This window comes from Brevundimonas sp. FV1ye29L, assembly GCF_058681095.1.
Map to the genome: position 1 here is coordinate 1,493,732 of NZ_CM178730.1, position 20,702 is coordinate 1,514,433.

A 20,702-nucleotide genomic window follows, 5' to 3' on the forward strand; every position below is an offset into this window, starting at 1 on the left:
GGATCGCTCCATGTGGAAAAAACACGCAAAATTCGAGCGGCACTCGCTGTGGCTGGTGCTCGGAATCACCATCGTCGTCTCGATTGGCGGCATTGTTGAGATCGCCCCCCTGTTCTGGGTCGAGAGCACGATCGAAAAGGTGGAGGGCGTGCGCCCCTACACCCCGCTCGAGCTGGCCGGCCGCGATGTCTACATCAGCGAGGGGTGCTACAGCTGCCACTCGCAGATGATCCGCCCGCTGCGCGACGAGGTCGAACGCTACGGTCACTACAGCCTGGCCGCCGAGAGCATGTACGACCACCCCTTCCAGTGGGGATCCAAGCGCACCGGCCCGGATCTGGCGCGGGTCGGCGGCAAATATTCGAATGAATGGCACCAGGAACACCTGGACAACCCGCGCGCGGTCGTTCCCGAGTCCAACATGCCGCCCTACCGCTTCCTGGCGGACCAGGACCTGGATCAACACGCCATCCGGGCCAAGCTGGCGACCATGCGGACGGTGGGGGTTCCCTATACGCCCGAGCAGATCGAGAACGCGGTGGCGGATCTGAACGCCCAGGTCGACCCGTTCGCGAGCGAGACATCCGACCTGCGTCGCCGCTACGGCCCCCGGATTCTCCAGGGCGATTTCGACGGCGACCCGACGCGTCTGACCAAGTTGGACGCCCTGATCGCCTATCTGCAGCAACTCGGCACCATGGTCGATTTCAGGACCTATCAGGCCGAAGATCCGGACAATATGCGATGAGCGGCCTCGACTACGAAACCGTGGCGCGGTTCGCCCAGCAGGGCGGAACCCTCTACTTCGGCGCCGTCTTTATCGGCGGCCTGATCTACGCCCTGTGGCCGAAGCACCGCGAGGCCTTCCGCCGCCTTTCCCACCTGCCGCTCGAGAAGGACGAGGACGACCATGTCTGAACGCGAGCGCGACGACCATTCCGGGACCGAGACGACCGGACACGAGTGGGACGGCATCAAGGAGCTGGACAACCCGCTGCCCCGCTGGTGGCTGTGGATCTTCTACGGCTGTATCGCCTGGTCGATCGTCTACTGGGTGCTGATGCCCGCCTGGCCGGGCCTGACGGGATACACGCCCGGGCTGATGAAACAGTCCGATCGCGCCGATGTGGTCCAGCAACTGGCCGGCCTGAAGACTCAGCGCGGCCGCGGCGAGGCGCTGCTGATGTCGGCGTCCCTGGAACAGATCGAAGCCAATCCGGAGCTGCAGGCCCACGCCCTCGCGGTCGGCCAGTCCGTCTTCGGCGACAACTGCGCCAGCTGCCACGGAGCCGGGGGAGGCGGGGCCAAGGGCTATCCGAACCTGCGCGACGATGTCTGGCTGTGGGGCGGCTCACTGGCGGAGATCGAACACACGCTCCGCGTCGGCGTACGGGCGGCCCATCCGGACACGCGCACGTCGCAGATGCCGGCGTTCGGACGGGAGGCGATGCTGAGCCCGGCCCAGGTCAATGATCTGACCGAGTATGTCGTCGCCCTGTCCGGTCGTCAGGCGGATGCGGCGGCTGTCCAGCGGGCGCAACAGGTCTATGCCGACAACTGCGCGGCCTGTCACATGCCGACCGGCGTCGGGAACCGCACCCTGGGGGCCCCCAACCTGACCGACCGGGAATGGCTGTACGGTTCCGATCGGGAATCGATCCGCAGCCAGATCCACAATGGCCGCAACGGGGTCATGCCCACCTGGGAGGGTCGCTTCTCTCCGGCCGTGATCAAGGCGCTGGCCGTCTATGTTCACGTCAATGCGGGTGGCGGAGAACCCTCAGCGGCGAGCCTGGCCGCCGCGCCATGACCATCATCATTGACCGGACCCGCGACCGGGCGGCGGCGACGGATCCGGTCTCGGTCGCCGCACGCCAGCGCGAAAAGGCGCGACCCAAGGGCCTTTACCAGGCCCGGGCGCCCATCTATCCGAAACTGGTCCACGGCCGGTGGCGGTGGATCAAATGGGCGCTGCTGGTCGCCATGCTGGCGATCTACTACGTCACGCCGTGGATTCGCTGGGACCGTCCGGGCGGCTTGCCGGATCAGGCGGTTCTGGTCGATTTCGAAGGCGGCCGGTTCTACTTCTTCACGATCCAGCTGTGGCCGCAGGAGGTGTATTTCATCACCGGCCTGCTGGTCGCTGCGGCCCTGGCCCTGTTTCTGGTGACCGCCCTGTTCGGCCGGCTGTGGTGCGGCTACGCCTGCCCCCAGACGGTGTGGACCGACCTCTACATCTATATCGAGCGGATGTTCGAGGGCGATCGCAATGCCCGTATGCGGCTGGACGCCGCCCCGATGTCGTTCAACAAGCTGTGGCGCAAGGCCGGCAAACACGCCGTGTGGATCGGGGTCGCCTTTGGCACGGGCGGGGCCTGGATCTTCTATTTCCACGACGCGCCGGAGCTGATCCGCACCTTCTGGGTCGGGAAGGCGGCGATGACGGCCTATGTGTCCTGCGCGGTCCTGACCTTCACCACCTATGTGTTCGCCGGCTACATGCGTGAGCAGGTCTGCACCTATATGTGCCCCTGGCCCCGTATCCAGGGGGCCATGCTGGACGACCAGTCCTTCCAGGTGACCTATCGCTACGACCGGGGCGAGACCCGCGGTCCGCACAAGAAGACCGAGACCTGGGAAGGCCGAGGCGACTGTATCGACTGCAACCAGTGCGTGGTCGTCTGCCCCATGGGCATCGATATCCGCGACGGCGCCCAGCTGGAGTGCATCAACTGCGGCCTGTGCATCGACGCCTGCAACGAGATCATGGACAAGGTCGGACGGCCGCGCGGCCTGATCGCCTATGACACCGATGCTGCGGTGGCGGCTCGCAGTTGCGGTCAGAAGCCGACGCACCGGCTGGTCCGGCCGCGCACCCTCTACTACGGTTTGGCCCTGCTGGTGGTCGGGAGCCTGATGGTCTGGGGCTTCAGCACGCGCCAGCAACTGGGCGTCCATGCCCTGCGGGATCGCAACCCGGCCTATATCCGCCTTCACGACGGCGCGATCCGTAACGGCTACACCCTGAAGATCGCCAACCACGGCTTCGAGGCGGCCCGGCTCGAGATCCGCTATACGGGCGTCCCGGGGGCGGAGCCGAGGATCCCCGGCCAGCCGGGCGCCAGTCCCCTGCGCGTCGCGGTCGATCCGAACCGCGTGACCTCCCTGCGCGTCTTCGTCACCGTCCCGGCCGACCGGGTCGCCGAAGGCAGTCGGGACGCCGCCTTCGAGATCCGTTCCAATGGCGTCTCGACCATCGTCCCCACCGCCTTTGAATACGGGAGCCAGACTCGATGACCGCGCCGATCCCGTCCGCGAAGCCGGCGTTCGTCGTCCGGGGCTGGCACGTCGCCGCCGGCGTCGTGGCCTTCTTCGCCCTGGTGGTCGGGGTCGACGCCGGTTTTCTGGTGATGGCCTACCGCACCCATCCGGGTCAGGTCGCGGCCCGGCCCTATGAATCAGGCTTGATCTACAATGCCGAACTGCAGCGCCTCCGCGCCCAGGATGCATTGGGCTGGCGGGCCGGCGTCGAGGCGCGCGCCAATGGCCTTGAGGTTCTGATGCTGGACCGCGATGGCCGGCCCCTTCCGGGTCTGAGGATATCGGTCACGCTGCAGCGCCCTGCGACCGAACAGGGCCGCGCCGAGCTGGCGCTCAAGCCGCTGGCGCCGGGCCGGTATGGCGCCGACAAGGCCCTGTCCGGCGCATGGGACGTCCGCATCAATGCGGTGGACGGCGCCAATCGCCGCTTTATCGCCGAGCGGAGGCTGACATGGCCGTAACCTTTGACGCGGCGGCCGCGCCGGACATGTCAGCCTTCCTGCGCAGGCAGGACAATGGCCACGCCCGGCTCGATCTTCTGGTCACGGGCGCGCGGTGCGCCGGATGCATCTCCAAAATCGAGCGGGAGGTGGCGAAACTGCCCGGTGTCGACAGCGCCCGTCTGAACCTGTCGACCGGTCGTCTCGCCGTCACCCTGTCCGGCGCCGCCGTCGAACCGGCGCGGATCATCGCGGCGCTGGATCGCCTCGGCTATCCCGCCATGCCCTTCGACCCGGGCGTCGCCATGGTCCAGCGCGATCGGGAGGGCCGCCGCCTGATCCTCGCCCTCGCCGTCGCGGGCTTCGGCGCCATGAACGCCATGATGTTCTCGGTGCCGATCTGGGCCGGGTTGTTCGATCAGGAACTGGGACCCGCCACCCGCACCATGATGATGTGGATGTCGGCTGCGGTCGGCGCACCCTGCGCGGTCTTCGCCGGCATGACCTTTTTCGAGTCGGCCTGGCGATCCCTGCGCGTGGGCCGGGCCAATATGGACGTTCCGATCTCGGTCGGGGTCATCCTGACGCTGGCGATCAGCTTTTCGGAGACCATCCTTCACGGCCGCGACGCCTATTTTGATGCGGCGGTCTCCCTGCTGTTTCTTCTGCTGATCGGCCGGTGGCTGGACCACCGCCTGAGAGCCAACGCCCGCAGTGCGGCGGCGGATCTGCTCGCGCTCCAGGCCGCCACGGCCAGCGTCATCGACGCCTCCGGCGCCGAGCGCTCGGTGCCGCTGGGCGATATCCGTCCCGGCGACCGCCTGCGGGTGCGGCCCGGAGACCGCATCCCGGTCGATGCGATCCTGGAGGAGGGCGATGCGCTTCTCGACAACAGTCTGCTGACCGGCGAGAGCGTCCCGGAACGCGTCGCCCCCGGCCAGCTGTGCCGGGCGGGCGCCGTCAATACGGCGGGTCTCCTGATCGTAAGGGCCCGGGCGGCGTCGGAGGATTCGTCGCTGGCCGCCATCGCCCGACTGGTCGAGGCCGGGGCCCAGTCCCGGTCGCGTTATGTGCGCCTCGCGGATCGTGCGGCGGCCCTCTATGTGCCCGTGGTCCATGCAGCGGCGCTGGCGACCTTCGCCGGCGGCTGGGCCCTGGGCCTTGAGCCTCGTGAAGCCTTGATCCGGGCGGTGGCCGTCCTGATCGTCACCTGCCCCTGTGCGCTGGGCCTCGCCGTGCCGGCCGTCCAGATCGTCGCCTCTGCGCGACTGTTTCGCCGGGGCGTTCTGGTCAAGTCCGGCGCCGCCCTCGAGCGTCTGGCGGAGATCGATCACGTCATCTTCGACAAGACGGGCGTGCTGACCGAGGGTCGGCCGGGCCTGATCCACACCCCGGCCGCGGTAATCGCCATGGCCGCGCCCCTGGCCCGGGCATCGAACCATCCCATGTCCCGCGCGGTGGCGCGCGCGGCGGGCGCCGGCCCGGTCGCCACAGAGGTGGTGGAGCATGCCGGTCTCGGGGTCGAGGGAATCATCGACGGGCGCCGGGCCCGGCTGGGCCGTGCGGCCTTTGTCGGGGCGCCCACCGACCGATCGGTGGAGACCGAGCTGTGGTTCGGCTATGACGACGGGCCGAAGGTGCGGTTGCGATTTTCCGACACGCCGAGGCCGGATGCCGCCCGCGCGGTGGCCGCCCTGGAGGCCCGGGGCCTGACGGTCGAGATCCTGTCCGGCGATCAACCTGGCGTCGTCGAGGGCGTCGCCCGGGCCGTCGGGATCTCCGCCTGGCGCGGCGGCCTCCTGCCCGGCGACAAGGCCGGGGCCGTCGATCGTCTGGCGGCCGGGGGCCGCAGGGTCCTGATGATCGGCGATGGTCTGAACGACGCCGCCGCCCTGGCGCGCGCCCATGCCGCCATCGCGCCGGGGTCCGCCATCGAGGCCAGCCAGAACGCCGCCGATCTGGTCCTGATCGACGATGCCCTGATGGCCGTGGTCGAGGCGATCGACGTGGCGCGCTCGGCCCGCAGTCGCGCGCTGGAGAATTTCGGCTTTGCGGCGCTTTACAACCTGGTGGCGGCGCCGGCGGCCATGCTGGGTCTGGTCAATCCGTTCGTCGCCGCCCTGGCCATGTCCGGATCGTCCCTCGTGGTCACGCTGAACGCACTCAGGCTCAGGGGCGGGCGATGAACATCCTTCTGCTGCTCGCCCCCTTCTCGGTCTTCCTCGGGCTTCTGGCGGTCGCGGCCTTCGTCTGGACCCTTCGGGCCGGGCAGTACGAAGACATCCGGGGGGCCGCAGAGCGGATCCTTCTGGAGGACGCCGATCTGACGCCCGATGCACCGGCCCCGGCCGCGCAGGAGCCCGGGGCAGAGGTCTGAGCGCGCAGCCGTCTGGGTCGGCTATGCTGTCCCGGATCGCCGCGCCCCAAACCTGCCCCTTCTGCGGTTGAGCGGCTCAGGCCCAATGGTCTGACGCGGGGTCCATCCGGGCGGACCGTGTTCAGACGTCCGCTTCCGTCCTCTGGAGCTCCACCTGCATGGTGTGACGCTCGCGGAGCCGGGTTCGGCCCCGGAGGAACAGGACGGCCGCGCCGGTCACCAGCACGAGGCCGGCGATGCTGGTGGCATAGGCGGCGGTGACGAAGAAGGGCAGCCAGGGCAGGTCCACAGCTGCGAAATTGCGGACCAGAAGCAGAACGACGCTGCCCAGATAGCCCGAGGCGTCGGCGATATAGATCAGGAATCCCGCCGTCCCGACCGTGCCCGAATAGGCGATCATCCGGTCGAACAGCATGGCGTTGAACGGGGTGTAGGCCAGATAGAGGCCGGCGCCGCCGGCGATCATCCAGGCGATCGGCGACAACAGCTGTTGCTGGAAGGCGAGGGTGGACAGGCCCAGGAGGGCGAAACCCGTCAGGATCACGCCGTGCATCATCAGCAGGGCGCGGCCGTTGTCCTTGACCGCGATCAGCACCCCCATGGACAGCAGCGACAGGACCGCCACCGGTCCCTCGCTGGCGGTAAAGACCGAGGCGGCGTCGCCATAGCCCAGGGCGCGCCAGATCTCGGCGGCGAAATTGTCGCGCAGGTCGCGGAAGGCCGTCAGCATCACATAGGCGGCGACCAGCAGGACCAGGGCGGGCCAGTGGGCGCCCAGGAAGGCGGCGCGTTCCCTGGCCATCATCGGCCGGCGCGCCACACGCTCGGCCTCGTCGGCGGGACTGGGCGGGGGCAGGGCGGCCAGGGCCAGAACCGAGATCGCCAGAAGCGGCATGAAGATCAGCCCTGTCGCCGCCGGCATCCAGAAGGGGCTGACCGCCGCCGCATCCATCAGCGCCTTGCCGATGGATTTGACCACGCCGGACGACAGGATGAAGCTGGCGCACAGGATGGCGCCCAGAACCTCGCTGGTGCGGCGGCCCTCCATGAAGCCGAACACCAGGCCCCAGATCAGGCCCAGCGGCAGGCCGTTCAGGAACAGGGCGGCGACGTTCCAGGGCGCTGGAATAACAGCGAACAGCACGAGGGCGAGCCATGAAGCGCCGATCAGAATGACGATGGCTGCGGCGCGCCGCTCAGGGCGCATTTCGGCGATGACCTTGACCCCGATCAGCTTGGACAGGGCGTAGCCGGCGACCTGGGCGATGACCAGAGCCACCTTGTAGTCCAGTGCAAAGTCCCAGCCGGCCACGGCGTCGAAGGTGGCGGCCGTGAAGGGCTTGCGGAAGGCGTACATCGAGAAATAGGCGCAGAACCCGGCCAGGCCCGCGAACAGGACGAAGACCACCGGATTGGCGCGCGCCAGCCAGAAACGCAGCCGTTCCATCACGTGTCTTGCCCCTGTTGCACTCGCGTGGTCTAGACCAGACGTACGACGGCTGAATGACGAGAAATCGGGATGCAATCTGCAACAGCCGGTCCGGCGCAGTTGGGGCGGATCATGCCATGACGGCGTCGTTCGATGTCGCGGTGGTGGGGGCCGGGATCGTCGGCCTGGCCGCCGCCCTGGCCGCAGCGCGACGGGGCCTGTCGGTGGTCGTGATCGACCGCGACGCCCAGGCCAATGGCGCCTCGATTCGCAATTTCGGCTTCGTCACCGTCACCGGCCAGCCGCGCGGCCAGGTCTGGAACCGGGCGCGGCGCAGCCGCGCGGTCTGGGCCGAGGTCGCCGCCGCAGCGGGGATTCCGGTGCTGCAACAGGGGCTTTGGCTGCCGGTGCGCCGGCCCGAGGCCCTGGCCGTGCTGGACGCCTTCATGGCCACCGAGATGGGCGAGGGTTGCCGGTTGCTGTCACGCGATGATGCGATCGCACATGCGCCGGAGGTGACGGGCCCCGCGACGGTCGGAGCGCTGTGGAGCCCGCACGAGCTGCGGGTGGATTCGCGCACCGCCATTCCACGTCTCGCCGCCTGGCTGAGCGACCGGTTTGGCGTCGTCTTCCTGCGCCAGACGGCGGTGCATGCGGTCGAGCCGCCGCGGATCGTCACCGCGCGCGGCGTGGTCGAGGCCGGGGCGGTGGTGGTCTGTCCGGGCGATGATTTCGCCAGCCTGTATCCCGACCATCTGCTCGACGCCGGCCTGATACGCTGCAAGCTGCAGATGATGCGGCTGGCGCCGCCCGGCTTCGCCCTGCCGGCGCCGGTGATGTCGGATCTCGGGCTGGTCCGCTACGGCGGTTACGCCGACCTGCCGGAAGCCGATGCCCTGAAGTCGAGGCTGGAGGCGGAGCAGGGCTCGGCCCTGGCCAACGGGGTCCACCTGATCGCCGTGCAGGACGCCGACGGCGCCCTGGTGGTCGGCGACAGCCACCATGACGCCGCCACGCCCGACCCCTTCGCCAGCGAGGCGGTGGAGCGGCTGATCCTCGACGAGTGGCGCGCCGCTACGGGCCGCGACGCCCCGCCGGTTCAGGAACGCTGGGTCGGCACCTATGCGCGCGGACTGGACGGCAGTCTGATCGCGGCGCCCCATCCGCGCGTCCGCCTGGCCCTGATCACCGCCGGCAACGGCGCCTCCACCGCCTTCGCCTTCGCCGAGGAGGTGATGGCCGATCTGTTCGAGGAGAAAACGCCATGACCCCCACCAAAACCTGGTTCGACATGGTCGTGTTCGACTGGGCCGGGACCATGGTCGATTTCGGCAGCCGGGCGCCGGTTCTGGCCCTGATCGAGGCCTTCGCCGCCCTTGGGGTGGCGGTCGATGAGGCCGAGGCGCGCCGCGACATGGGTCGGGCCAAGGCCGACCATGTCCGCGCCCTGCTGGACCAGCCCCGGATCGCCCGGGACTGGCGCGCCGCCAGTGCGTCCGAAGCGGATCAGGCTGCGGTCGAACAGGTGATGTCGGCCTTGCAGGCGCCGATGATCCGGCTGGCGGAGGAGACGGCCGAGCTCACGCCCGGCGCGGCTGACACCGTCCGGCGGTTGCGTCAGGAGGGGCTGAAGATCGGCTCCTGCACCGGCTATACCCGCGAGATGATGCAGATGGTTCTGGCCCGTGCGGCGGCCCAGGGCTATGCGCCCGACGGACTGGTCTGCGCCCATGAGACGCCGCAGGGACGACCGTCGCCCCTGATGATCTACAAGGCCTGTATCGATCTGGACGTCTGGCCCCTGTCGCGGGTGGTCAAGGTCGATGACGCCGAGGTCGGTATGGCCGAAGGGCGGAATGCGGGCTGTTTCACCGTGGGGGTGGCGGCGTCCGGCAATATGATCGGGCTGACAGCCCAGGCCCTCGCCGGACTGGACCCGAATACGCGCGCGGCCCTGCTGGCCGACGCCGGCGACCGGTTGCGCGCGGCGGGGGCCGATCTGGTCATCGATACGGTCGCCGATCTGATCCCCGCCCTTGAAGCCGAGGCGGCGCGGCGCGGCTGATCAGGGGCGCGCGGCCAGGCCCGTCAGCAGATCGCGATAGGCCTCCAGCGGAGCGATCGTCACGCCTTCCACCTTCGCCCGTTCGTCGTAGCGACGCAGCCGAACGGCCGGATCGAAATGCGGCGCGGCCTCGAAGGTTTCCGCCTCGGCCCTGGTCATCGGGCCGCCCTGCAGGGCCAGACTCTGGCGGGAGGCGGGGCTGAGGGCCTCGGCATAGCCGGGTTCCCGGGTCGCCAGATAGCGTTTGGCCTCGACGTGCAGGCGTACAGGTTCGGTGACGTCATGCCCGAAGCCCTGCGCCAGCCATGCCGCCCCGATCCTCTCGTGAAGGGCGTCGACGCCCCGGTCCGCCGCGTCCTGGCCCTGTTTCTGCAGCAGGTGGCCGATGTCATGCAGCAGGGCGGCGGCCACGAGGGCGTCGGGCTGGTCGTCGACCCGCGCATGGTGGGCTGTCTGCAGGGCGTGATCCAGCTGGGTCACGGCCTCGCCGTAGTGGTGATGTCCGGCCCTTTCGAACAGGGTGACGATCGAGGCGACGAAGGCTTCGGGTGAGGGGGGGCGAACCATGACGACTCCAGTTGAAACTGGTCTATACCAAATAGAGGCCAGCCGGTAGCCTGTCGGCGTCGCTGGTCCGTCTGATGTCAAAGGGGGGGCGGGGGACCGTGTACGGATTGTTGCAGAACGCCGGACAAATCGGGTTAGGCTAGTGCAACCGCGTGGCGGCCTCACCGGGACGGCGTCGTCGTCCCGGTAGGGGCCGTCGCAACGACAGGTCCTGAATGGCGAACACAGCCCCCGCACTGGTCATCGAAGGCCGCCACTATCTGGGCATGCGCGACAATATCGCGGCGCGGATCGCTTCTGGCGAACTCAAGCCCGGTGACAGACTGCCTTCGGAGCGACGTCTCCAGACCGACCTCGGGGTCGCCCGCGGCACCATTCGCGAAGGCCTGTTCCAGCTGGAGGCGGAGGGTGCGATCTACCGCCGGGATCGCAGCGGCTGGTACGTCTCGCCGCCGCCGGTGGTCTATGATCCGACCCGATGGGAAGGCTTTATGTCCTATGTCGAGGCGCAGGGGCGAATTCCGGCGACCGAGACGATCTCGGCCGAGACGATTGTCGCCGATCCGCACCTGGCCGAGGTGTTCTCACGGCCGCCGGGCGCACCGCTCTACAGCATCCGGCGGCGTCGCTATGTCGACAACCGCGCTGTGCTGGTGGAGCGGATTGTCGTCGATGCCGCCCTGGCTCCGGATCTGCTGCGCTTTTCCCTCGATCAGTCTCTGACCGACATCCTGAAGGGAAACTACGGGATATCCGTCGCGCGCAACCAGGTCGCCATGCAGCCCTGCGCCCTGACCGGCTATGAGGCCGAGGCCCTGAGGGTGAAGTCCGGCCTGCCCGGCCTGGCCGTCCAGCGTATCAGCCACGACGCCCGGGGGCGCGTGGTTGAGTTTGACCATGAATACTGGCGCCACGACGCTGTACGGATCAGCGTCGATATTCGCGTCCGCTGACGGCGGCGGCGGCCCGCGCCGTCCGGGCGGACGTCCGGGCGCCGGAGCCGGTGCAGATCGTCAGCCTGGCGAGTCCAGCCGGAGAGGGCCGGCGCCGCCCGCAGCAGGATCCGAAAATGACGCGTCACCGGTCTCGACATGGCCGGCGATCCGCCAGACCTGACCGCTGGCCGCGAACTGCCGGTCGTACCAGCCGTGGCTGTCCGTGAGGTCCAGCGGGAGGCTGCGGCTTTCTGCGGCCGCCAGCACGATGACATCGGACGCTGCGCCATAGGCCCGGTCCGTCATGGCGACGGACTGCGGCGTTGAGGTGAGATTTGCCAGCCGGAGCGAGGCGGGGGTCGCCATGCCGCCCTCGATACTGACCGAGAAGACATCGCTCCTGCCGGTCAGGCGTCGATGGAATCCGTTTGGCCCCAGGACGAAGAGGTCCTTCGCTGTGTCGGATACGGGCAGGGGGTGGGCGAGGACCTGGCCGGCGCCGACCGTATAGCGTGCGGGAACCTGGTCCAGCCGGGCGACGTCATAGACATGGAAGACCGCCGCGCGCCCGGCCGAAGCGTTGGCGAGCGCCAGGGCCTGGCCGGCCGGGTCGACCTGTATCCGGGCGTCGAGCTGGTAGGGCGTCGGACGGCGGCGCCGCAGGCCGGTTTCCTGAACCGGGGCCAGCGCCCGCTCCGGCAAGGGCGGCTGGATCTCCTCCAGACCTGCGGCGCGTTGCGAAAGGGCCGTGGTGGGCGGCAGGGTCGCCATGAAGTCGACGGTGTCGGACGCCGTGAAATCGAAGCAGGACGTCAGGTCGCCGCAGACGGCGCGTCGCCAGGCGGTGATGTTCGGCTCCTGCACGCCGAAGCGGGCTTCGAGGAAACGCAGGATGCTGGTGTGGTCAAACACCTCCGACGCCACGTGTCCGCCCTTGCTCCACGGCGAGACGACATACATCGGCACGCGCGGGCCCAGCCCGTAGGGGCGGTCCAGACAGGCCCTGTCCGCGTCAGACCGGGCATGGCGATGGTATTCGTCGTCGGCCGGGATGGTGGTGGCCCCCACCGTGCGCCCGGCCACGCGCGCCGGCGGAGCCGGCGGAGGCATGTGGTCGAACAGGCCGTCATTCTCGTCGAAATTGATCAGCAGGACGGTCCGGGCCCAGACCTCCGGATTGGCGGTGAGTGCGTCCAGCACCTGCGCCGCATAGTCCGCGCCCTGCAGCGGGGTGGAGACGCTGGGATGCTCTGACAGGGCGGCCGGGGCGATGATCCAGGACACCTGCGGCAGCCGTCGGTTCACCACGTCCTGCCGCAGGTCGTCGAGCGAGCGGGTCGTCATCGTGCGCCGGGTCAGGAGGGCGGCGGCGGCCTCTGACGCGCCATACGCCTGTCGATAGCGCCGGAACCCGACCAGCGGATTGTCGGTGAAGTTGTCGGCCATGTCCTGGTAGATCTGGAAGCCGACGCCGGCGTCCATCAGGCGTTCGGGATAGGTCGTCCACAGATAGCCGCCGTGGCCCTGGGGATCGCCGTCCAGGGTGTCATAGCCGTTGTCCAGGGCCGGGCCATTGCCCCGGGCCCGGGGATCATGGGTGCCGGTCCAGATGTGAAGCCGGTTCGGATTGGTGCCCACATGCATGGCGCAGTGATAGGCGTCGCACAGGGTGAAGGCCTCGGCGAGGCCGTACTGGAACGGCAGGTCCCCCCGCGTGAAATGGGCCATGGCGTGGTTCTTCTTGAAGCGCGGCCATTCGCCCATGCGGCCGTTGTCCCATGCCGCCTGGCTGTCGACGAAGCCATGGGGGGTGCCGGGCGGGCGGTAGAGGCGGAAATCCACCCCGGTGTCCAGCCGGAACGGGGCGATCAGCCCCGGCGCGGCGCCCGGGTGCTCGTTCGGCTGCAACAGGACGGTCCGGTCCGGCGCCCCGGGGATCGGCGGGGCCGGAATGGCGAAGCGGTCGCCAAAGCCCCTGACGCCGCGCATTGTACCGAAATAGTGGTCGAAGGAGCGGTTTTCCTGGGTCAGGATGACGACGTGGGCGACGTCCTGCAGCGTACCCGTCCGGCGGTCGGCGGGGATCTCCAGAGCGCGGGCGATGGCCGGGGTAAAGGCCGCCGCAGCGCCGGCCGTCGCCATCAGGCCGCGAATAAAGCCCCGCCGATCCTGCATCATTCCCATCGTCATCCCCTGAACAACCGATCCAGACACGTCCGCGTCGCGATCTGGCCGGTCCCTTAAGGCGGTGCGGTTGCGATCATGTGACATGCCCGCCGCAGGCCGCAGGCCGCATCCCGTCATCCGGCTTCAGCCGTATCGGCGCCGGCGCCCGCGCCGCCAACCAGGGTCCGGGGAGCGACGGTCGGGGCGCGGCCTCATCTGATGTTGTTGGCCCGGTGCGCCGGTCGCAAAACCGAAATCCTGGCGTGCTACCTGGTCTAGACCAGAATTCAAACGCATCGACATGACGCCCTCAGGCTCCCCGACGGGGCGCAGGGCTCTTGTGCCGATGACTGGCCAGGAGCCTGTCATGACCAACCCGATCCGGGTCATCCCGCAGCTTGTCTGCCTCTTCCTTGCCCTGGCGACTGCCGGGTGGGGCGGCGCGGCCGCGGCGCAAGCCAGGCCGGACGCTCAACGGGCGCGCCATGTGATTGTCATCGGCGTTGACGGCCTGAGCCCGGACGGGGTGATGAAGGCTGACACCCCGATCCTGCATGACATGATGAGCCGCGGCAGCTGGAGCCTGCATGCCCGCGGTGTGATGCCGACCTCCAGCGGCGCAAACTGGGCCTCCATCATCAATGGCGCCGGACCGGAACAGCACGGCGTGACCAGCAATGACTGGAACGTGGGCGAGTTCAACTTCCCAACCTCGGTGGCCGGCTCAGGCGGCTTCTTCCCGTCCATTTTCCAGGTGCTCGGCGACCAGCACCCGGAATGGGAAGTGGGTTCGGTGTATCATTGGGATGCGTTCGGCAATCTCTATGACCACCGCTTCGTTGACTATGACGTCCACGGCAGTGACGAGGATGAGACGACCAGCCTGGCGGCGGCCTATATCCTCGCCCGGCGCCCGACGTTCCTGTTTGTGCATCTCGATCATGTTGACCATGCCGGCCATGCCCATGGCCACGGGACTCCCGCCTACTACGAAGCCGTGGCCAAGGCTGACATGCTGATCGGCCGGATCCGTCAGGCGACGATCGAGGCCGGAATCGCCGATGAAACCGTGATCATGGTCACGTCCGATCATGGCGGGGTCGGCAAGGGCCACGGCGGAGAGAGCCTGGCGGAGCTGGAGATTCCCTGGATTGTCTATGGCAAGGACATCAAACCGGGTGTTCTCGACCTGCCCATCAATACCTTTGACACGCCCGCGACGGCCGCCTGGCTGCTGGGCGCGGACATCCCCTACGCCTGGCTGGGCCGCCCGGTACGGGCCGCGCTCAAGGGCGAGGCGCTTCCGGCTCAGGCCTACCGGTCCAGCAGCTTCTACGCCCCTCCCGCCATCCTTCCGGAAGGCGACGGGAACGCGCCTTCCGGCGGCCTGTTCACGGCGGGGGCGGCCCAGATGAGCATCCGCAACCCGAACGACGTCGGCGATGTGCGGTTTACACTGGACGCCTCTGTTCCCTCCATCAGCTCGCCTCTCTATTCCGGCCCGGTCGAGATCCTACGCAACACCATTGTGCGTGCGACCCTGTTCGTTGACGGTCAGCCCGCCAGCGTTCTGGCCACGGCCTTTTTCCGCATCCTGGATCCGGCCGTCCGAGACGCGCGGGGCGTGCGCTACAGTGTGTATCTGCTGCCCGAAGGCCCGGTGCGGTTGCCCGACTTCTCGCGCCTCGAGCCTGCGGCCGCCGGCACGACGCATGAAATCAGTATCGATGGGCTGACGCTGCCCCGCGAGGACAGCGTCGCTGTTGTCTTCGAAGGCGACATCGATATCGGAGTCGGCGGCCCCTACAAATTCGCCCTTTCCTCGGACGATGGCAGCAAGCTGTACATCGATGGCCGGCTGGTCGTGGACAACGATGGCGACCACGGCGTGGTGACGGCGGCTGGCGACGTCGACCTTCTGCCGGGCAAACATGCGATCCGGGTGGAATGGTTCAACGGCGGCGGGGGGGCCTGGCTGGGCGCCTGGTTCCAGGGCCCGGGCGTGCCGCGTCAGTTCATCGATCCGAACCTGTTGACGCCGGCGACGCAGCGATAGCGTCCGACCGTTGGGGCGCCGCCCCCTGGCCCCCGCAGAGTGGGGGAGGGGTGTCGCGCGTCCGGGCGCTGTCATCGAAGCGGGGGGCCGGGACGAGCCGGCCCATCGTCAACACCGGCCTCCGGTTCACACCCGACCTTCGCCCATGGTCACGAACGTCACGCTGTCCTGACCTTCGGGCGACCGGGCGCTGAAGTCGCACGCCCCGCTTTCCGACCCGCCCCCCGGGAGGTCGGCGCCGGAACCGGCCCCCCGCGGCGAGCCCGCCCTTTCCGCTTCCCTGCCAAGGGTATTCTGCCGCCGGGCAGCGCCTAACGTCGGGTCTCTGTATTCGTTCCAGATCAGATCAAATATTCGAATAAAGTGGAAAAATGTCACTAAAGGTCACGCGTCAACGACGCAAATCGCAATAACAATGTAATACAAATATATGCCTGAACCGCTCAGCTTGACGTCCGGTGGGATTGAAATATTTGTGGCGCGAAATCGACAACTTTAAGTCGTTCAGCTTCACAGTATTTCAAAGATGGTTGTTATGCGTAGAACTCTTCTGGCCTCCACGATCCTGGGCGCGGCCCTGGCGTCCACAGCCGCACTGGCACAGACCGCCCCCCTCCCGCCGGCTGGCCAGTCCGTGCCCGTGCAGGACGATTCCGTGTCCGAGGTTGAGGAGATCGTCGTTACCGGATCCCGCATCCGACGCGACGCCACCAACGCGCCGACGCCCCTGATCCAGGTCTCGCAGGACCAGCTCCTGTCCACCGGCCAGAGCACGGTCATCGACTATCTGGCGACAATTCCCGCCCTGTCCAACTCACTGGTGCCGTCCGACACCACGGGGACCGGTCTGGGCGACGGCGGCCTGTCGTTGCCGAACCTGCGCTCGCTCGGCTCCAACCGGACGCTGACGCTGGTCGACGGACGACGCCACGTCGGCTCGAGCGGCGGCTCCCTGTCGGTTGATGTCGATACGATCCCGCGCCTGCTGATCGAGAGCATCGAGATCGTCACGGGCGGCGCCGCCTCCGTCTATGGCGCGGATGCTGTGTCCGGGGTGCTGAACTTCATCCTGCGCAAGAATTTCGAAGGGCTGGAGATCGACGCGAACTACGGCATGATCAACGAGGACGGCCAGGCCAACCGTCGCGTCTCCGCCGTGATCGGTCAGAACTTCCTGGACGACCGCCTGAACGTCTACGCCCATGCCGAATATGAAAAGGTCGATGAGGTCACCTCTCTCGATATCGACTGGCTGCGCCGCGCGCCGGTGCGGATCGGCGTCGACGCCGATCCGACCAACCGTCCCTTCGACGGCGCCCTGGACGCGCGTCTGTTCACCGGCGTCAACCGGATCGACCGTCCGCGGTGGGGTCAGACGACCCTGGCCAATGTCCAGCAGCCCAGCGACCTGACCAATCCGAACGTGCCGTTCGAGAACTGCTTCCCGGGCGGCAATGCGGCCGGCAACTTCAGCTATGCGTCCAGTTGTTTCGGGGTCACCCCCGGGCGGACCTTCTGGTATGAGGGTGCGAGCGCCCGGCCGGCGAACTTCGGCAACCGCGTCGGCTCGACAGGGGCCAACCGCCCCTTCAACATCGGCGGCGACGGCGAGAACCCGGCCGAGTTCTCCACCGGGTCGCGCGTTCCGCGCTCGGAATCCCAGCGTTACCAGGTCGGCGCCAACTTCCGCCTGACCGACGCCATCACGGCCTATGGTGAAGCGAAATACATCACCGAGGACACGTTCGACGTCGCCCAGCCCACCTTCTTCGACATCGACCTGGTCAACTCCTACGGTGCGGGCGAGACCAACCCCATCTATGCGGTCAACAACTTCGACCTGCGCTGGTCGGACAACGCCTTCCTGCCGCAGAACGTCAAGGACGCGATCCGCACCAATCTGGTGACGCCGTATTCCGCGCCGACCGCCACCTCGCCCGGCGTCGCCGGCACGCCGTTCCTCGTGCAGAACGCCCGCCACAGCATGTTCGGCCCGGACCGGACCCAGGACAATACGCGCGAGCTCCAGCGCTATGTGCTCGGCGTCCGTGGCGATTTCGATCAGTTCGCCTTCGTGCGCGATATCAGCTTTGATCTCGGCTATACCTATGGCCAGATCGAGGTCGAGAACCGCGAGCGCGGCGTCGACAGCCAGCGCTTCGCCCTGGCCATCGATTCCGTGATCGACACGGCCGGCGTCGTCAACGGAACGCCCGGTCAGATCGTCTGCCGCTCCACCCTGCTTGCAAGACAGGGAGCGGCCGATGGCGCCCTCTTCGACTACCAGCGCGGCGGCGACCTGCGCGACACGGCCTATGGCCAGAGCGCCATCGACGAGTGCGCGCCGCTCAATGTCTTCGGCAAGGGCAACCAGAGCCAGGCCGCCCTGGACTATATCGACGCCTCGATCGGCATCACCGAGCGCAACGAGCAGCAACAGGGCATCGCCTCGATCTCCGGCAATCTCTGGGACTTCTGGGGCGCCGGAGCGATCGGCATCGCTGTCGGCGGCGAATATCGCAAGGAAACCACGGAAGCCACGGGGCGCGATCGCGACACCGACGGACGACTGCTGTTCCTCAACACCGGACCGGACTTCCCGGCGGTCAGCTATGAGACCAAGGAGGTCTTCGCCGAACTGTCGATTCCCCTGTTCCGCGACACCTTCCTGGGTGAATACGCCGAGCTCAGCGGCTCCTATCGCTATGCCGACTATTCGACGGTGGGCGGCACGGACGTCTATGGCGTCAACCTGATCTATCGGCCGATCCGCGACATCACGTTCAAGACCAGCTACAACACCTCGATCCGCGTGCCGGACCTCGGCGAGAATTTCGCGCCGAACAGCCAGACCTTCGCCAACGGCATCGTCGATCCCTGCACCACGGCGAACATCGCCGCCGTGTCGGACGCCGCCACGCGACAGAACCGGATCACCAACTGTACGGCCCTGGCCGGGCAGCAGGGTCTGTCGTTCGACTTCGCCGGGGCGACGGCCACCAACCTGGACGACTTCCGCCCGAACTATACCTCGGGCATCGCCGGCGTCCTGGGCGGCAACCCGAACCTGCGGCCCGAGGAGTCGGACAGCTTCACCTTCTCGACGGTGCTGCGGCCGCGCTTCATCCCCAACTTCAGCCTGGTGCTCGACTACTACGAGATCACGATCGACGACGTGATCGCGGCGGTGTCGGCCGATACGGCGGCGGCCAACTGCGTCAGCGGGCCGACGCTGAACGCGGACGCCTGCTCGACCATCTTCCGCAACAACCCGAACATTCCCTTCGGCGTCGGGGCGCCCTCCGGTGATCCGGTCGGCGGCTTCATCCAGCGGTCGTTCAACTACGCCTCCCTGAAGACGCGCGGCCTCGACTTCACCGCACGCTACTCGATGGACACCGAGGAGATGCTGGGCCGCAACTTCGGCCGGCTGGACTATTCGATCGGCGGCCTGTGGCTGATCACCCAGCAGCAGTACCTGAACGAGTCCGATCCGTCGGACTTCGACGAACTGGCCTCGACCCTGTTCTACCCGCGGGTGCGGTTCACCTCGTCCCTGACCTGGACGCCGAACGACGTATGGAGCCTGAACTGGACGGCCGACTGGCAGGCGGCCCAGGACATCGTGCTTGCCCGTGATTTCGTCAGCAATGCCGACTCCCGTCAGGCTGACGAACTGAACACCGGCAACTTCGTGCGCAACGACTTCACGGTCCGCTACAATGTGAACGACGATCTCTCGTTGCGGGCGGGCGTGGTCAATGCGTTCGATGCGGAACAGGCGCCCTATCTCGGGACCACCCTGTATTCGAACTTCGATCCCTACGGCCGCCGCTTCTTCGTCGGTCTGAACTACAAGGCCTGGTAACCCTTCCCGGCTCTGAGGTTCCATTCGCGTAGGGAGATGCGAATGGGAAAGCCGGCGGCTTGAGAGACCCCGCTCAAGCCGCCGCACCCTTCCCGACGCCGCAGGCTCGCCCGCAACGGTCGTGCAAGGTCAGACAAGGCCTTCGGCGCGGGCGGCGGCTTCGAGCTCCGGTCGGAACCCGGGCGCGGCGAGGGCGATGAGGGCGCGGGCGCGCTCGGTCGAGTTCAGGCCCTTGAGGTCGGCCCAGCCGTGCTCGGTCACCACGATATGGGTGTCGTTGCGCGGCGTCGTCACCGGTCCGTCCAGTCGGGCCACGATCCGCGACTGTGCGCCCTTCGCCGCGGTCGAATGACAGGCGATGATCGACCGGCCGCCGCGCGAGCCATAGGCGCCGCGGACGAAATCCAGTTGCCCGCCTGAGCCGGTGTACTGCCGCCCGCCCAGATGCTCTGAACAGCAGGCGCCGTGCAGATCGATCTGCAGCGTCGCATTGACCGACACCATCCTGTCGTTGCTTGCGATCACGGCGGGGTCATTCACATAGCTGACCGGATAGGCGGCGATCCGGGGATTCTGGTCCATGAAGTCATAGGTCGCGCGATCGCCCATGGAAAAGGAAAAGACTGACAGGCCCGGATGCAGGGACTTCCGGCTGTTGTCGACCACGCCCGCCTGCATCAGATCGACCATGCCCGGGGTCAGCATTTCGGTATGGATGCCCAGATGCCGGTGGCCATCCAGGGCGGCGCAGACGGCATTGGGCAGGGCCCCGATCCCCATCTGCAGGGTCGCTCCGTCCTCGACCAGTCCGGCGATGATTGCGCCGATGGCCAGGTCCTGCGGCGCCGGGTCGGCGCGGGCGATCTCCAGCAGCGGGGCCGCGTGCTCGACCACCGCCGTCACCTGGCTGATATGGACGGTGCAGTCGCCAGAGACCCGCGGCATGTGCGGATTGACCTCAAGGATCACCCGCGCGGCGGTCTGTGAAACGGGCTGGGCATAGTCGGTGTTGGTGCCGAAGCTGAAACAGCCGTTCTCGTCCATCGGCGACACGGTCGTGACGAGGGTGTCGGCCCTGATCGCCTCGCACAGGATGCGGGGCGCCTGCTGGAAGCCGGTCGGAACGAACCAGACCCCGCGCCGCCCTTCCTCCCGACCCCGGACCTCAAGGGCCCGTTCGATCGGGCCGTGGAACAGGCTGTGCGGCCGGATCCGGTCGGTCAGGTCCCATTGCAGGACGGTCTGGCCGGCGGTTGACGTCGACAACAGATAGTACAGATTGACGTCGCCCAGGTCGCCGCGCCGCGCCCGGTCGGCCATGGCCTGGAGCAGGGCCGGGGGCTGGGAAACGCCAAGCCCCATGACGACCTTCGCGCCGGAGGGGATCAGGCCCGCGGCTTCGTCCGCACGCATCAGCCGCTCGGCGTAGAGGGTGTGGATGTCAGTCATGGGCTCGCTCCGGGCGCAGGCCGCGCCGT

16 protein-coding genes are annotated in these 20,702 nt (G+C 67.8%); 12 read left to right on the forward strand and 4 right to left on the reverse strand.

Features of this window, described 5'->3' with window-relative positions; genetic code table 11:
* The first annotated feature begins 10 nt into the window (after window positions 1–10).
* Genes ccoO through ccoS form a run of 7 tightly spaced genes read left to right on the forward strand, consistent with a single transcriptional unit; the run spans window position 11 to window position 6,138 of the window.
* Window positions 11–748, forward strand: coding sequence for a cytochrome-c oxidase, cbb3-type subunit II (gene ccoO / locus ACW17W_RS07365; RefSeq protein WP_492080104.1), 738 nt, complete (start codon window positions 11–13; stop codon window positions 746–748).
* Window positions 745–918, forward strand: coding sequence for a cbb3-type cytochrome c oxidase subunit 3 (locus tag ACW17W_RS07370; RefSeq protein ID WP_492080105.1), 174 nt, complete (start codon window positions 745–747; stop codon window positions 916–918). The genes ccoO and ACW17W_RS07370 overlap by 4 nt, the downstream gene beginning before the upstream one ends.
* Window positions 911–1,810, forward strand: a complete 900-nt coding sequence (gene ccoP, locus ACW17W_RS07375) for a cytochrome-c oxidase, cbb3-type subunit III (RefSeq protein ID WP_492080106.1) — start codon at window positions 911–913, stop codon at window positions 1,808–1,810. Before ACW17W_RS07370 ends, ccoP begins: the two co-directional genes overlap by 8 nt.
* Window positions 1,807–3,297: a cytochrome c oxidase accessory protein CcoG gene (gene ccoG, locus ACW17W_RS07380; RefSeq protein WP_492080107.1), complete on the forward strand. Its 1,491-nt coding sequence runs from the start codon at window positions 1,807–1,809 to the stop codon at window positions 3,295–3,297. The genes ccoP and ccoG overlap by 4 nt, the downstream gene beginning before the upstream one ends.
* Entirely contained in the window at window positions 3,294–3,782 is a 489-nt protein-coding gene (locus ACW17W_RS07385) for a FixH family protein (RefSeq protein WP_492080108.1), read from the forward strand. The genes ccoG and ACW17W_RS07385 overlap by 4 nt, the downstream gene beginning before the upstream one ends.
* A complete protein-coding gene (locus ACW17W_RS07390; RefSeq protein WP_492080109.1) occupies window positions 3,773–5,947 on the forward strand; it encodes a heavy metal translocating P-type ATPase in 2,175 nt (724 codons plus the stop codon). The genes ACW17W_RS07385 and ACW17W_RS07390 overlap by 10 nt, the downstream gene beginning before the upstream one ends.
* On the forward strand, window positions 5,944–6,138 hold the full coding sequence (gene ccoS / locus ACW17W_RS07395; protein ID WP_492080110.1) for a cbb3-type cytochrome oxidase assembly protein CcoS: 195 nt from the start codon (window positions 5,944–5,946) through the stop codon (window positions 6,136–6,138). Before ACW17W_RS07390 ends, ccoS begins: the two co-directional genes overlap by 4 nt.
* 121 nt (window positions 6,139–6,259) lie before the next feature.
* Here the strand turns inward: ccoS and ACW17W_RS07400 are convergent, their stop codons facing one another.
* Window positions 6,260–7,585 (reverse strand): DUF5690 family protein, encoded by a 1,326-nt coding sequence (locus ACW17W_RS07400; protein WP_492080111.1) that lies wholly within the window; start codon window positions 7,583–7,585, stop codon window positions 6,260–6,262.
* Between the two features lie 119 nt (window positions 7,586–7,704).
* Between ACW17W_RS07400 and ACW17W_RS07405 the strand changes: the two genes are divergently transcribed.
* A complete protein-coding gene (locus tag ACW17W_RS07405; protein ID WP_492080112.1) occupies window positions 7,705–8,835 on the forward strand; it encodes a TIGR03364 family FAD-dependent oxidoreductase in 1,131 nt (376 codons plus the stop codon).
* Window positions 8,832–9,632: a phosphonoacetaldehyde hydrolase gene (gene phnX / locus ACW17W_RS07410; protein WP_492080113.1), complete on the forward strand. Its 801-nt coding sequence runs from the start codon at window positions 8,832–8,834 to the stop codon at window positions 9,630–9,632. Before ACW17W_RS07405 ends, phnX begins: the two co-directional genes overlap by 4 nt.
* Here the strand turns inward: phnX and ACW17W_RS07415 are convergent, their stop codons facing one another.
* A complete protein-coding gene (locus ACW17W_RS07415; protein ID WP_492080114.1) occupies window positions 9,633–10,199 on the reverse strand; it encodes a phosphonate degradation HD-domain oxygenase in 567 nt (188 codons plus the stop codon).
* Window positions 10,200–10,414: 215 nt separating this feature from the next.
* Here ACW17W_RS07415 and ACW17W_RS07420 point away from each other — a divergent pair, with 215 nt between their 5' ends.
* Entirely contained in the window at window positions 10,415–11,152 is a 738-nt protein-coding gene (locus ACW17W_RS07420) for a UTRA domain-containing protein (protein WP_492080115.1), read from the forward strand.
* Window positions 11,153–11,212: 60 nt separating this feature from the next.
* On the opposite strand, the gene ACW17W_RS07425 is transcribed toward ACW17W_RS07420, so the two are convergent.
* The gene (locus ACW17W_RS07425) at window positions 11,213–13,324 is read right to left on the reverse strand and encodes a phosphocholine-specific phospholipase C (RefSeq protein ID WP_492080116.1); all 2,112 of its coding nucleotides are present in this window, start codon (window positions 13,322–13,324) and stop codon (window positions 11,213–11,215) included.
* 343 nt (window positions 13,325–13,667) lie between these two features.
* On the opposite strand from ACW17W_RS07425, the gene ACW17W_RS07430 reads away from it, so the two are divergent.
* Window positions 13,668–15,356 carry an alkaline phosphatase family protein gene (locus ACW17W_RS07430; RefSeq protein ID WP_492080117.1) on the forward strand — a complete coding sequence of 563 codons (1,689 nt, stop codon included), beginning with the start codon at window positions 13,668–13,670 and terminating at the stop codon, window positions 15,354–15,356.
* Window positions 15,357–15,891: 535 nt separating this feature from the next.
* Window positions 15,892–19,224 carry a TonB-dependent receptor domain-containing protein gene (locus tag ACW17W_RS07435; protein WP_492080118.1) on the forward strand — a complete coding sequence of 1,111 codons (3,333 nt, stop codon included), beginning with the start codon at window positions 15,892–15,894 and terminating at the stop codon, window positions 19,222–19,224.
* 129 nt (window positions 19,225–19,353) lie between these two features.
* Here the strand turns inward: ACW17W_RS07435 and ACW17W_RS07440 are convergent, their stop codons facing one another.
* The gene (locus ACW17W_RS07440) at window positions 19,354–20,673 is read right to left on the reverse strand and encodes an acetyl-CoA hydrolase/transferase family protein (RefSeq protein WP_492080119.1); all 1,320 of its coding nucleotides are present in this window, start codon (window positions 20,671–20,673) and stop codon (window positions 19,354–19,356) included.
* Window positions 20,674–20,702: the final 29 nt, after the last annotated feature.